Genomic DNA, 13,455 nt, shown 5'->3' with positions numbered 1-13,455 from the left:
CACGTGAACAACATGCTGCGCGCCGTCGTCGGCGCCCTGCCGTTCATCTCGCGCGACGACACCCTGCCGGCCCGCACCGTCACGGTCGACAACCTGCCCATTGACCCGGCCAACGTTGCCGCCTATGCGCAGGTGACCGGGCTGCGGTTCAGCGACACCCTGCCGCTGACCTACCCGTTCGCGCTGACCTTCCCGACGGTGATGTCACTGGTCACCGGATTCGATTTCCCGTTCGCCGCAATGGGTTCGGTGCACATCGAGAACCACATCACCCAGTACCAGCCGATCAAGGTGACCGACGCCGTCAGCGCGGCCGTGCACGCGGAGAACCTGCGTGAGCACCGCAAGGGTCTGCTCGTCGACATCGTCACCGAACTCAAGGTCGGCAACGACACCGCGTGGCACCAGGTGACGACGTTCCTGCACCAGCAGCGGACCAGCCTGTCCGGTGAGCCCAAGCCGGAGCCGCAGAAGCAGCCGAAGCTGCCGCCGCCCAATGCGGTTCTGAACATCACCGCCGGCCAGATCCGGAACTACGCGTCGATCGGCGGGGACCACAACCCGATCCACACCAACGCGATCGCTGCCAAGCTGTTCGGCTTCCCCACTGTGATCGCCCACGGGATGTTCAGTGCAGCAGCGGTTCTGGCGAACATCGAGGGGCAGCTCCCCGATGCGGTCAAGTACTCGGTGCGGTTCGCCAAGCCGGTGGTGCTGCCGGCCAAGGCCGGACTCTACGTCGAGCGTGACGCCGAGGGCTGGGAGTTGACCCTGCGCAACCTCTCGAAGGGCTACCCGCACCTGACCGCGACGGTCACCGGGCTCTGACGCATCTCTCTGACGCGTCGAGTGTGCGTACAGATCGCATTTTGTCGAGAAATCGCGATCTGTACGCACACTCGGCAGCGGATCTACGCTGAGCCTGGAACACGTACGCCCCTCGTCAGCAACCACCCGATGAACGAAAGTTCCGCGACTGCCGCAACTGTCAGGGCGACCGGCGAGACGGCGGCGCCGAAGTCCGGGGCGAGGAAGCGGGCGAATACGTCCACGAGGTGACCGAGACATCCGGTCATCAGCAGGACACCCAGAACCTTGGGGAAGTAGCCCGACCTGACGACGAGGCAACCCAGCGGCAGCAGCCACAGGCCGAAGTACGTCTGGGCGATGAGGTACCCATCGCGTTGCAGGTCGGAAAACAGCATGACCAGCTGGTCGGAATCAGTTGGACCGAAGGCGTAGTGGCCGGTGGCGATCATCAGCGCCGCATTTTGATTGAGCAGGCTCAGGCTCTGGATCGCGACGCTGACCGCGACGAAGGTGACCATCACGGCGGCGGCCAGCTGGTTGACGTGCTTGAGAAGCACGTACAGGGCTATGCCGGTCGATAGAAAGGCCGTAGCCCCCAGGAGTTCGCTGACGAAGCCGACGCGGAACAGGGTGGCCGAGGTACTGATGTTGACGGTCGTGGCCGCTGCGTTCCCTGGCTCCACGAGTCGTGAGTTCACCAGCCCAGCGAAGATCGTGAGCACGGCGACGGTCAGGTAGAGGCACCCGGCGATCCTCGCCAGTGTGCTGGGTGTGACATGCGAGGCCGACGCGAACCGGACGTTCATGCCGGATCACTGGCATGGGTGAGGGCAGACGCAGTCAGCCGACCGACGATGGCCGGTGCCTCATGGACGAGGGCGTCGTTCTCCACGGCCTCGACCATGAAAAGCGCATAGTCCACGCGACGGGTCAGGTTGCTCGCCAGGACAGGATCGCCCACGTGCCGGCTCCAGACCGGCAGACCCTGACTGTCGCCCTCCTCAAGGTCACTGCCACGCACGACTGTCCAGCGGGTGTCACTGGCGAAGATCCTCCGACATGCCTCCACCTGGTCGTACACGTCCACGACCCGGGCAAGCTTGGCCAGCCGCCCGAGCACGGCCACATACAACTTGAACTTCCGGGTATAGCGGTCCTGGCCGTCGCGGGTGATGTGCCACCCGCACGAGAACACCAGGCGGGCATCCGGGCCGGTGTGGTCGAGCACCGCTTGGGCCGTGCCGGAGGCGTAATGGTTCATCCCCCACGGCACAAGGACAGTCAGGACGGCATCGCATCCGCGCACCGCCCGTGCGATAACCGCCTGGTCGTCGGTCGCTCCGGGGATCACCGTGATCTGTCCCTCGAAGTCGGTGAGCTTGGCCACGCTCTGCTCGCGGCAGACACCCACGACTTCATATCCACGGTCCAATGCATGCTGCACCAGGTAGCGCCCGAGCTTCCCGGAAGCGCCGACGATGCACACCTTTTTCCCCGTGCCCGTCTTGCTCACTCCATCTGACCCGATCGGTTTCACGATCCACTCCTCTGCTCGCGCCGCCCGATAGCCTTACGCCGTAAGGTACAGCCTTGCAGCGTAAGGTTGTCAAGCGTCTTCTGGACCGCGACAGGAGGACCTTCGTTGACCACCGACACAGCCGGCACGCCCGCCGCCCGCCGTAACCCGCTCAACAAGGAGCTGGTGCTTCGCACAGCGGTCGCACTGGCAGACGAGGCCGACAGCGGTGTGCCGAGTATGCGCAGGCTCGGCGAGCGGCTCGGCGTCGAATCGATGTCGCTGTACCACCACTTCCGCAACAAGGAACTGATCCTCGACGGCATGGTCGACATCGTCTTCGACGAGATCGAACTCCCACCGGACGACGCCGACTGGCGGACGGCGATGCGACAGCGGGCAGTTTCGATGCGCGGCGCACTGATCCGTCACCCGTGGGCGATCCGCCTGATGGACTCACGGACAAACCCCGGTCCCGCGACCCTGCGCCAGCACAACGCGGCCATCGGCTGTCTCCGGTCGGGTGGCTTCTCCATTACCGGTGCGGCACACGCGTTCTCGGTTCTGGACAGCTACATCTACGGTTCCACGCTGCAGGAACTCAGCCTGCCCTTCCAATCATCCGCCGAGCTCGCGGACGTGGGAGGCTCGATTCTCGAGCAGATGCCCGGTGACGAGTTCCCGCATCTCACCGAGATGATCGTCGACCGTGCCCTGAAGCCTGGCTACGCGTATGCCGAGGAGTTCGACATCGGGCTCGACCTTATCCTCGATGGACTGGAGCGACACCGCGAAAGCTGGCCCTGACCCATTCGCCGCAAGATCAGGCGCTCGGCACCGCGTCCCCCGAAGTCTTTCGCAGATCGGCGAATTCGGAGATCGACGCCGAGGTGACCGAGGCGACCGGCCGGGCATTGGGCGCCGAGGCATCGGACTTCGACACCATCACCACGTTGTCGATGTAGGGCTGAATGGTCGTGCTGTTCTGCACGGTCGACACGATCACCAGTTGGAAACCGAACTTGCGGAACGCCGACAGCGCCTGCTGGGCGAACTGCGGATCCGACTTGGAGAACGCCTCGTCCAGCATCAGCTGGGCGAACAACGGCCGGGTGTCATTGCTGTCCGGGCTGGCCAGGTTGAAGCTCAGCGCCCCGGCCAGACAGAACGCCATGAGCTTCTCCTGCTCACCACCGGAGTTGTCACCGGAGTTGCTGTAGGTCCGGATCACCTCGCCGGTCTCGGCGTCACGCTCCTCGCAGTACAGCACGAACCGGTTGCGCACATCCAGGGCGTCACGGGTCCACTGCCGGTCCTCGGGGGTGGTGCCGGCCAACAACTTTCGCAGCTGCAGGATGTCGGTGTACTGATCGAACATCGCAGTCTCGTCGCCGAAGCTCACCAGCGACACCCGGGAGGAGATGCGCTGGGCCTTCTCGTTCAGCTCATCGACCGCCGCCAGATGCCGGGTACCGGCGTGCAGGGTCAGCCGGGTACCCCGGTTGAACTCCACCGCGCCCAGGCCGGTGTTCACCCGGGCGATCTGCTCGGTGATCCGCCGCGCCTCGTTGTCGGCGATCATGTGCAGGTTCAGGATCGCGCCCGGCGCCTGTTCGGTGATCAGCCGCTGCATGCGCTCGTACGCGTCGGGCAGCTCACGCTCGTCGATCCGCCGACACAGGCCCACGTAGTCATGCACCCGCTCGTCGAACACGTCGCTGTCGTTCGGGATCGCATCGGGGAACGAGCTGTCGTAAGCGGCCATGATGCCGGCCAACTCGTCGTGTGATCGGTTGCGGTCCGCCCGCAGCCGGTCCCGCTCGCGGCTGATGACGCGGGTCAATTCGCTTCGGTACGGCTCAGATTCGAGCAACTCAAGGGTAAGGGCGATGTCGGCGGCGTAGCCGTCGATCGTGTCGCGGGCGTGCGACGGGAACTCGTTGGGCCCGAGCCGTTCGGTCAGGAGCTCGCTCAGCTCCAGCAGCGCGGTGCGCCTGCGGTCCAGCGTGGTCTCGCGTTCGTTGAGCGAGCCGATCTGCTGGATGACCTTCTCGACGCGCTCCCAGCATTCGTCGGCGCGCTGCTGCAGCCGTTCGGCGTCGGGGTTGTCGGAGACCAGCAGTTCGTGTTCGTCCTGCAGCCGCTCGAGCATCGCGTCGACCGAATCCGTGTCGATGTCGCTCCACTGCATGAACTGGTCACACAATGCCCGGCAGGCCCGCTCGCGGGATTGCAACTGCCCGCGGTGCTCGTCGAGCCGCTCACGCGCGGTGCGCGCCACCTGGTACACATCCTGCGCGGCAGCCAGATCATCCTGCAGCGCTTCGACTTTGGCCGCCGTCCCGCCGAGGAAGATGTAGTCCGATGGCCGCAGCCGCGACCGGTCGTCCTTGATCGAGAGCCGGCCGCTGTCCTTGCGCAGGCCCTGATCGGTGACCGCGCGGGACTGCTCGGTGAACTCCCCCGGTCCGTCGACGCACACGTAGTCACCGACTGCGGCGATTACGTTGAGCGCCTCCACGGCACTGTCGTGCGTCGGGTCGGCGAGTTGGAGTTTGGTGGCCAGCGTGCCCGCAGGCGGGGTGCGCAATTGCGCACCATGCTGGACGTGCTGCAGCTGGATCCGGCCGCGCATGTCGTTCTCGTTGACGAAACGCAGTGTGCGTTCCATGTAGGCATCGGGCACCAGAAGGCGTAATCCAGCTCCGCGCAACACTTTTTCGACGGCCAGCCGCCACCGCGACTCGTCGGGCTTGAGCTCCATCAGTTCGGCCACGTAGACCAGATCGCGCTCGGAGATGTCCAGGGCCCGGGCGATGCGCGCCCGCATCTCATACTCGGTCCGCGGCAGCGGGGAACCCAGCCGCTGCACCCGCTCCAGCTCGGTTTCGACGCTCTCCCGGGCCTCACGGGCCCGGACTTCCTTCGCCGACGCCTCGACGTAAGGCTGGTTGCCGGTGAACAACTCCCGGTGCAGCCGGTCGGCTTCGTCCATCAGCGTCTCACGCAGCGACCAGAATTCCTCGCCGTCGTCCGGCGGGGTCAGACCGAGTGAGGTGACCTTGTCTTCATAGCCGGTGCGCCGACGCGACACCTCTTCGCTGAGCCGCTCGGCCTCGGTCAGACGTTGCTGCAGCGGCACCAAATCCACCGTGACGGTGTTGATCTGCGCCATGAGCGAGTTGTGCTCGTTCTTGAGCTGGCGCTGCTGCGAACCGAACTCGTCACGCTGGGCGCCGAGCTGGGTGATCTGATCGTCGAGGTTGTCGATCTCCGGGCCGGCCTGGGCCAGCCGTAGGTGGTCGACGTAGTCGCGGATCATCGCGTTGTCGATCGTGTCGATCACGCCGAACTTGGCGGCCTCGTCGGCGTAACGTGCCTGTACCGCAGCGATGTTGCCGAGGGTGTTGCGCTTGCGCCGGGCCACATCCAGCAGGCCGCGGGCCTCGACCAGCGGGTTGATCTGTTCCAGCGCCTCTTCCACACCGCTGAGGCTGACCGGCTCGTCGAGCATGAACTCGCGCACGAACTGCTCAAGACCACCAACGCTTTTCAGCGACTTGGCCTTGCCGAGCAGCTGCTGGGCGGCTTCGGAGGCACGGATCCCGATGCTGGAGTACAGCTGGGCCAGGTACTGGCTCTCACTGCGACCGCCGGTCCAGCCGTCGTCGCGGAACACCGCGGCGTCATACCCGTTGGCCGCCCACCGGTTGCACAGGCCGAAGATGTCGCGGTCGTCGTTGATCAGGTAGTAGCGGCTGCCCGGATCCGAGGTCTTCTCAGCGGCCAGCCATTTGAGTACCAACCCGGTGACCGAACGCCCCGTACGGTCGCTGTACGTGACGGCGACGGCCGACCAGGCCGGGCCGGTCCCGCGCAGGTACATGATCTGGCGGCTGGTGCCTTCGCGTCGCTCACCCCAGGCACCACGGACGTACTTGTCGACGGTGCGCTTGCCGGTGCCCGAACCCGCGGCGGTGGTATCGCCGGAGGCGTTGAAGTTACGACGGTGCGACGGCAGGAAAGCCAGTGAAATCGCGTCCAGCAATGAGGATTTGCCGCTGCCCGAGGATCCGGTGATCAGCGTGCCGTGCTGACTGAACGGGATCGAATGGTACCCGTCGAACACGCCCCAGTTGATCACCTGTAGGCGCGAGAGGGAGAACTGATTGGTCGGTTCAGCCATGGGCGTCCACCTCGTCCTCGACTCGTACAAGTGCATCAGCACCGCCGGCATCATCGATCGTGCCGTTCGCAGCCCGCTTGAGCTGCTCGAACTGCTGCTGCAGTTCGGTGATCATCGACGCGGTCATGATCGCGTTGACCACCGGGCTGATGGTGAAACTGTCCTCGTCCTCCCGGTTGCGGCCGAGCATCTCGATATCGGTCAGCCGCTCGATCGCGTTGTCGATCCGCTTGTCGAACGAGGCGGTGTCGCGGTCGGTGTCGTTGTTGACCCCGGCGAACAACTCATGGATCTCGTCGCGGCTGATGAGAACGTTCTCGTCGCGCGCCGCCGCGCGCATGAGCTTGGCCAGATGCAGGGCCAGGATCGAGTCGTAGGTGTTGAGGGTCTCGCGTCGCAGCAACCGGCGCCGCCACTGCGATTCGTAGTCGGCCTGCTCGACGTAGGCGATGTCGTGATCGTCCGAGATGCACAGCCGCATATCGAGTTCCGACAGCCGCACGGTGAGCTCGGCGCGGTACCTTGTCACCCACGACCACAGCTCGGAGTGGTTGTCCTTGCTGACATAACGACGCGAGAGCAGGTGCTGCAGTGCCCAGCAGGCCCGGTCGGGCAGTTCGCTGACGTCTCCGTCGAAGCGGGGCGCGCGGCGCTGGTCGGTGGTCCGCTCGACGGCGTCGATGCTCGGTAGCGCATCGAAATCGATCGACGTGTCAGTTACCGGCGACGTGTCCGGGGTGTCGGTCATAGCATGCTCTCGGTGGCAGTAGGGATCGGCTCGGTGAAAACCAGTCGGGGAATTTCGATTTCGCGGTCGGCGCCCTCAAGGGACCGGAAGCGCACCCGAACGGATTCGGCACCGTCGGCAGTCTGTTGTTTGAGCGCCCAGGACCACAGCACGATCACGTGCCCGAGATAGGCCGAGTCCAGCATTCCGATCGCATCGGGCAGCGACAACGGCCCGGCTGCCACCGCGCCGTTGATCAGATCGGCCAGCTCCGCGGCGTCCACCTGGGAGGCCAGCGCCGAGAACGCCGACAGGTTCACCTCCCCCTCCGAGGACTCGGCCTGCGACGGCGGGATGGCGTCACGGATCTTGAACGCTACGGCGCCAATCGAATTGAAGTCCGTTCGGACCAACGGCACCTCGATGCCGATCCGGCTGTCGGCGAGCGAGACGCTGAGCAGTTCATGCGCGCCGGCCAGTGCATCGTTGAGCTGACGGGTGACGCCGCGACTGTGTTCCAGCGTGCCGGAGGCGACGAAGCGCTTGATCCGGCGCGCACAACGCTGCCGGGTCCGGCCCACCTCGGCCGTCTGCGCCGACACCAGGCCGAAGAACCCCGTCATCACCTCACGCAGGCCCGGATCCAGGTGCGGCAGCTCACGGGTCACCGCCTCGATGTCGGCCACCAGCGCGGCCCGCTGCTCGGGATCCTGGATCATCCGGGTGAAGGCGGTGTAGGAGGCACTCTCCCGGGAGGCGAACAGTGACTCGTAATCGTCGAACAACTGACGCTGACGCTCCCGGTACCCGAGATCGGTGTCGGCAGAGGCGTCGAGCAACCGGGTGGTGATGCGGTTGAGCATGCTGCCGTACTGGCCGATATCGGAGACGATCTGCTCCATTTGCAACGCGATGGCACGGGCCTCGTCCTCGACGTCGACCAGGTCGGGTTCGGGGCGCTGCCCCTGGTCCAGGGCATCCAATTCGTCACGCAGCCTGGCGATTTCGGCTTCGATGTCGGCGCGGATGCGCTCGGGATCGTTGCTGACCTGTCCGGCCACCCGTCGCAGCCCCGCAGCGATGCCCGTGATCGAGCCGCCGGTGGCGATGGTGTCCTCACGGCGCATGCGGCGGCCGAAATCCAGCACGGCGCGCGCCTCGTAGGTGAGGTAACAGACATTGCGTTCGGTGTCGCCGGACTGCTCGGTGATCCGGTGCAGCCAACCCTGGCTGGCCCAGTACTTGATCAGGGCCAGGCCCGACTGGTCGGTCTCGGAGCCGAGGTCGGCCAGGTCACGTTCCAGGCGGACCACCAGTTCGATCTCGGTGAGCTTGGCGCCACGGTCCAGGTGGCGTTCCATCAGCGTGAGGTAAGTGGCCAGGTTGTTCGTGACCAGCAGGCGCGCCGAACGCGAATCGGCGACCTCGCGATTGAGCTGGTAAAGCTGGTCCAGCGACGGGCCACTCATGCCCGCCTCAGGCATGGCCGGGCGTTTCCGTCGCGGTGAACATTCGCACCACTTTAGGCGGCAGACGCGACAGGGCCCGCTGCCAGTTCGGTTTGCTACCGGGGGAAAGCCGACATAGTGACCAACACCTCAACCGACACGCCCTACAGTCATCCGGTGACTCCCGCCAAGGTGCCGCCTACCCGCGTTGTTCGCGCAGTCGAACGCGTCCGCCATCACCTGCGTCGCCTGCATCAGCGCGCCGTCCCGCCGCCCGCGGCGATGCTGGAGATGATCCTGGGCGCCTGGGTCGCCCAGGGCATCGCTGCCGCCGCACAACTCGGGGTGGCCGACGCCCTCGCCGGTGGCCCGCTGCACCCTGAGGAGCTGGCGGGCCGGGTCGACGCCAACAGCGACACCCTGGACCGGCTGATGCGGGCCCTGGTCAGCGAGGGGATCTTCCAGCGCACCCGAGACGGGCGCTATGCGCTGAACCCGCTTGCCGACACCCTGCGCACCGACGCCCCGGTAGCCATCGGTGCGATGGCCCAGTTCGTCGGCGCGCCAGAGCACCGCGAACACTGGAGCCACCTCACCGATGCGGTGCGCACCGGTGAGGCCGTCATCCCCAAGCTCCGCGGCCAGGAAACGTTTGACTACCTCGGCTCCCACCCCGAACTCGCGGTGATCTTCAACGACGCCATGACCAACGTCTCCGAGCTGGCCATCGCCCCGGTGGTGGCGGCCTACGACTTCACCCGGTTCGGCACCATCGCCGATATCGGCGGCGGGCACGGCCGACTGTTGGCGGCCGTGCTCGGGGCGACGCCGACCGCCCGGGGAGTGCTCTACGACCTGCCGGACGTGGTCGCCGGGGCTCCGGAACTGTTGGGCAGCTACCGGGTGGCCGATCGGGTCCAGGTGGTTCCCGGGTCGTTCTTCGACAGTGTGCCCGCCGGCGCCGACGCCTATCTGCTGAAAAACATCATTCACGACTGGCCGGACGACGAGGCGCTGACCATCCTGCGCAATGTGCGGGCGGCCACTGCGCCGGGCACCACCCTGCTGCTGATCGAAGGGGTGATCCCCGACCACGACCGGGCCTTCATGGGCAAGTGGACCGATATGGAAATGCTGATCGTCACCGGGGCGCGGGAACGCAGCGCGGACGACTACCGAAAGCTCTACCAGCAGGCCGGTTTCCGGCTCACCCGCGTGGTCGAGACGGCGTCCCCGTTCAGCCTCGTCGAGGGTGTGGCGGTCTGAACCTCATCCGCGGGTCAATCCGGCGGCTGGGCGGAGTTCAGCCGGCTCGCGTACTCGTCGTCGATGCCCTGGTAGGCATTGGCGGCGTCGGTCAGTTTGCCTGCATGCGCGCTGATCTCGCTGCCGGCAGCCTTGACCGCAGCCTCCACGACCGAGGAAACCTCGCCACAGGCAGCACCGCTCTGCAGGCCCGGCATGGCCGCTGCCGCGGCGCTCAACGGTTGCGCCACCGCCAGTGCGGTGACGGCCTCGCCCGCGGCGGTCTCGGCCGCGGCGGCCGACCGCAACGCTGCCGGAGCGACCTTCAGCTCAGAACCCATAGTGGCAGCGTAATGCCACTCTTACGGGTCTCCGGACAGCAGTTTTCAGTCCGCTAGTGCGCCGACTCTGCGCCCAGATCGCCACTCTGGGCCGAAACGTGATCTGAGTGCAGGCTCGGCGCAACCTCAGAGGGCGTGCCCTTCAGACCGCGCCAGAACAGGTTGATCATCAGCTCGGCGGCCTCGTTGACATCGGCGTCCCCGGTGCTGACCCGGCTGGCGATCGCCTCGCCGGCACCCACCAGCGCCACCGCCATCATCTCGAAGTCACTGTCGGGCTGAGGATTTCGCGTACCGGTGCTGAGCAGGCGGGCCACCAGGTCGATGATCCGGTCGCGGCCCTCACGGACGGTGTGCGCAAACGCCTGCGAGCTGGTGGCCTGGGTGTAGAGCACCATCCACGAGGCCCGGTTGGCGTCGATGTAGGTCAGGAACGCCAGCACGGCACTGCGCAGCAGGTCCTTGGGGCTCTGGGTGAAGTTGATCTCCCCGCGCACCACATCGACGAAACGGGTCAGCTCGCGGTCCAGGCAGGCGCCGAACAACTCCTCCTTGGAGCCGTAATAGAGATACAGCATCGGCTTCGAGATCTCGGCCTCCGCGGCGATCGCGTCCATCGAGGTTTCGTGATAGCCGTTGACCGAGAAAATCTGCACCGCAGCGTCGAGCATCTGCTGTTCACGCACGGCCCGCGGCAGCCGCTTCGTTCCACCTGCCATCCGACCAGGATAAGCGTCGCCAGAACCGCTTGTACCCGCACGCTGGCAGGTTTGATGTGGTGTATTGGGCACCGGAGGTGGCGCCCGATGCCCGATGGTGAACTCGCCGACATCTTCGACGGTGTCGATGCCGAGGTTCCCGAGGCGCTGGCAGAGCACCTGCGCACAGTCGCGCTGATCGACCACCACGTGCATGGTGCCTTCGACGGGCCGATCGACCGGGCCGGATTGGAGGCGTCGATCAACGAGGCATCCACCAGTCCGATCCCCGGCTTCATGACCCAGTTCGATTCGCCGTTGGGTCTGTCCATCCGACGCTGGTGCGCCCCGCTGCTCGGCCTACCCGCTCACGCCGATGCCGACGCGTACTGGGACCGGCGCAGCCAGTTCACCCCGGCCGAGTTGGCCTCCCTGTTGCTGCCGCAGGCTCGGGTCGACCGTTGGATCGTCGACACCGGATTCCAAGGCGATCTGATCACGTCCCCGCAGCGGCTCACTGAGCTCAGTGGTCGCCCGTCCGCAGAGATCCTGCGTCTGGAGCGCCTCACCGAACAGCTTCTGGAAGCCGGCACCGCACCCGACGAATTTCCCGACGCATTCCGCTCCGCGCTGCGCGATGCCACCCAAACCCCAACGGCCGCACCCGTCGTGGGCGCCAAGACCATCGCGGCCTATCGGACCTCATTCGACATCGACTGGGCCCGCCCTGACGATGCGGTGGTCGTCGAGCACGCCCGGGAACTCGCCGACCGGCCGTCGATCCGGGCGGACAGCCCGGCCCTGATCGCATTCGGCGTGTACGAGAGCGCCGAGCTGGGACTGCCGTTGCAGGTGCATGTCGGATTCGGGGACCGCGATCTGGACCTGCACCGCACCGACCCGATGTTGTTGCTGCCCCTGCTCCGCACGATGCCCCCGGTGCCGGTGTTGCTGTTGCACTGCTATCCATTCCACCGGCAGGCCGGCTACCTGGCGCAGGCCTTCGACAACGTGAACTTCGATGTGGGCCTTGGCATCAACCATGTCGGGGCACGGTCGACCGGCCTGGTCGCCGAGGCATTGGAGACCGCGCCGTTTGCCAAACAGCTCTACTCGTCGGACGCCTTCGGCCCACCCGAACTACATCTGCTGGGTTCGGTGCTGTGGCGGCGCGCGATGGGACTGGTGCTGGGCGGCTGGGTACGCGCAGGCGACTGCAGCGAGTCCGACGCGATCCGCTTCGTCGATCTCATCGGGGTGTGCAATGCCCAGCGCGTGTACTCGCTGTGAGCAGTGCGCTCAGCAGTGCACCCCGCCCTTGGCATCGACATTGCGCTGCACGGCAGCGTCCACCGCGGCCTGGTTCAGCTGGCCGTCGGCCAATGCCTTCTCCAGCCCGTCCAGCACCGCGGGCACCTCGTCGGTGGTGATCCACAGCGCGTTGTCCGCCCCGGCCTGCAATGCCTTGAGTACCGCCGCGGCCACGCCGTAGCGCTGGTTGATCGCCGCCATGCTGGACAGGTCGTCGGTGTAGATGACGCCGTTGAAGCCGGGTCCGCCGTAGTTGCCCGAGCGCAGCAGGTCATAGGCCGCGGGGCTGAGACTTGCCGGATCCGATCCGGTCAGACCGGGCACCTCCAGGTGTCCGACCATCACGGCGACCGGGGCCTGAGTGGTCAGGGTCCGGTAGGGCACGAGGTCGTTGTTCTGCAGCTCGGCCAGGGGCGGCGTGGTGACGGCACCGGCGGTGTGCGAGTCGCCCGAGCCGTGACCGTGGCCGGGGAAGTGCTTGAGCACCGGCAGCACGCCGGCGTCCCGCAGCCCACGCGCAAAGGCGCCGGCGTACTCGGTGACCTTGGCCGGGTCATCACCGAAGGACCGGTCACCGATGACGGTGTCGTCGGCATCCGAGGTGACGTCGACCACGGGCGCGAAGTCGACGGTGATCCCGAGGTCGCGCATCTTCTTCCCGCGGTCCAGCGCGATGCCGTACACCTCGTCGACGGATTTGGTCTGGGCCAGTACCCGCGCCGACGGCTGCTCGCCGATCAACGAGGCCAGCCGTGATACCCGGCCGCCTTCCTCATCGACGGTGACCGCGAGCGGCACCGGGCCCGCGGCCGAGATATCGGGCAGGGAGCCGTCGGTGAGCATCGACAGGTCGGTCCAGCTGCCGATCATGATTCCGCCGACGTGCTGCTCGGACACCACGGAACGGGCGTCGGCCGCATCTTTGATGCCGACGGTCAACAGTTGGGCCAGTTTGTCGCGGGGTGACAGGGCGGCCAGATCACACACCGGGGCTGCCGGCATCGGCGCGTGGGTGGACATCGGCTTCGTGTCCGAGGATTGAGACTCTGGCGCCGGGGTGCTCGGAGAGCAGGCCAGCAACAGCCCGGACAACGCTGCGAAAGCTGCGACGAGACGCGGTGAAGCCATGGGCCCCGACCTTAGCCGCTGGGCAAGCGGTAATCGATTCTCTGC

Annotated in this window: 12 protein-coding genes; 4 read left to right on the top strand and 8 right to left on the bottom strand. The window is 66.3% G+C overall.

Annotated elements, in window-relative coordinates; all coding sequences use genetic code 11:
• The first annotated feature begins 12 nt into the window (after positions 1 to 12).
• The gene (locus tag EYZ64_RS01795; protein ID WP_135459733.1) at positions 13 to 828 is read left to right on the top strand and encodes a MaoC/PaaZ C-terminal domain-containing protein; all 816 of its coding nucleotides are present in this window, start codon (positions 13 to 15) and stop codon (positions 826 to 828) included.
• Positions 829 to 911: 83 nt separating this feature from the next.
• Here the strand turns inward: EYZ64_RS01795 and EYZ64_RS01790 are convergent, their stop codons facing one another.
• Together EYZ64_RS01790 and EYZ64_RS01785 are read right to left on the bottom strand one after the other, a co-directional pair.
• On the bottom strand, positions 912 to 1,616 hold the full coding sequence (locus tag EYZ64_RS01790; protein ID WP_135451605.1) for a DUF4386 domain-containing protein: 705 nt from the start codon (positions 1,614 to 1,616) through the stop codon (positions 912 to 914).
• Entirely contained in the window at positions 1,613 to 2,347 is a 735-nt protein-coding gene (locus tag EYZ64_RS01785; RefSeq protein ID WP_135451604.1) for an NAD(P)-dependent oxidoreductase, read from the bottom strand. The genes EYZ64_RS01790 and EYZ64_RS01785 overlap by 4 nt, the downstream gene beginning before the upstream one ends.
• A gap of 105 nt (positions 2,348 to 2,452) precedes the next feature.
• On the opposite strand from EYZ64_RS01785, the gene EYZ64_RS01780 reads away from it, so the two are divergent.
• Positions 2,453 to 3,133 (top strand): TetR/AcrR family transcriptional regulator C-terminal domain-containing protein, encoded by a 681-nt coding sequence (locus EYZ64_RS01780; protein ID WP_135451603.1) that lies wholly within the window; start codon positions 2,453 to 2,455, stop codon positions 3,131 to 3,133.
• Positions 3,134 to 3,149: 16 nt separating this feature from the next.
• Here EYZ64_RS01780 and EYZ64_RS01775 read toward each other — a convergent pair whose 3' ends face one another.
• Genes EYZ64_RS01775 through EYZ64_RS01765 form a run of 3 tightly spaced genes read right to left on the bottom strand, consistent with a single transcriptional unit; the run spans position 3,150 to position 8,723 of the window.
• Positions 3,150 to 6,512: an ATP-binding protein gene (locus tag EYZ64_RS01775; protein WP_135451602.1), complete on the bottom strand. Its 3,363-nt coding sequence runs from the start codon at positions 6,510 to 6,512 to the stop codon at positions 3,150 to 3,152.
• A complete protein-coding gene (locus EYZ64_RS01770) occupies positions 6,505 to 7,260 on the bottom strand; it encodes a DUF4194 domain-containing protein (protein WP_135451601.1) in 756 nt (251 codons plus the stop codon). Before EYZ64_RS01770 ends, EYZ64_RS01775 begins: the two co-directional genes overlap by 8 nt.
• A complete protein-coding gene (locus EYZ64_RS01765) occupies positions 7,257 to 8,723 on the bottom strand; it encodes a DUF3375 domain-containing protein (protein ID WP_135451600.1) in 1,467 nt (488 codons plus the stop codon). Before EYZ64_RS01765 ends, EYZ64_RS01770 begins: the two co-directional genes overlap by 4 nt.
• Positions 8,724 to 8,864: 141 nt before the next feature.
• On the opposite strand from EYZ64_RS01765, the gene EYZ64_RS01760 reads away from it, so the two are divergent.
• Positions 8,865 to 9,953, top strand: a complete 1,089-nt coding sequence (locus EYZ64_RS01760) for a methyltransferase (protein WP_167857673.1) — start codon at positions 8,865 to 8,867, stop codon at positions 9,951 to 9,953.
• Positions 9,954 to 9,967: 14 nt separating this feature from the next.
• Here the strand turns inward: EYZ64_RS01760 and EYZ64_RS01755 are convergent, their stop codons facing one another.
• Both EYZ64_RS01755 and EYZ64_RS01750 read right to left on the bottom strand, forming a co-directional pair.
• Entirely contained in the window at positions 9,968 to 10,273 is a 306-nt protein-coding gene (locus EYZ64_RS01755) for a hypothetical protein (protein ID WP_135451599.1), read from the bottom strand.
• A 53-nt stretch (positions 10,274 to 10,326) separates the two neighbouring features.
• Positions 10,327 to 10,992 (bottom strand): TetR/AcrR family transcriptional regulator, encoded by a 666-nt coding sequence (locus EYZ64_RS01750; protein WP_135451598.1) that lies wholly within the window; start codon positions 10,990 to 10,992, stop codon positions 10,327 to 10,329.
• Between the two features lie 87 nt (positions 10,993 to 11,079).
• Here EYZ64_RS01750 and EYZ64_RS01745 point away from each other — a divergent pair, with 87 nt between their 5' ends.
• Positions 11,080 to 12,261 carry an amidohydrolase family protein gene (locus EYZ64_RS01745; RefSeq protein WP_135451597.1) on the top strand — a complete coding sequence of 394 codons (1,182 nt, stop codon included), beginning with the start codon at positions 11,080 to 11,082 and terminating at the stop codon, positions 12,259 to 12,261.
• Between the two features lie 9 nt (positions 12,262 to 12,270).
• On the opposite strand, the gene EYZ64_RS01740 is transcribed toward EYZ64_RS01745, so the two are convergent.
• Positions 12,271 to 13,410 carry a glycoside hydrolase family 3 N-terminal domain-containing protein gene (locus tag EYZ64_RS01740; RefSeq protein ID WP_135451596.1) on the bottom strand — a complete coding sequence of 380 codons (1,140 nt, stop codon included), beginning with the start codon at positions 13,408 to 13,410 and terminating at the stop codon, positions 12,271 to 12,273.
• Between the last annotated feature and the right edge of the window lie 45 nt (positions 13,411 to 13,455).

The sequence above is a fragment of the Mycobacterium sp. DL99 genome (assembly GCF_004762045.1).
GTDB lineage: Bacteria > Actinomycetota > Actinomycetes > Mycobacteriales > Mycobacteriaceae > Mycobacterium.
Note: the sequence above shows the minus strand (reverse complement) of the source record. Positions and strands in the feature narration are given on the sequence as shown.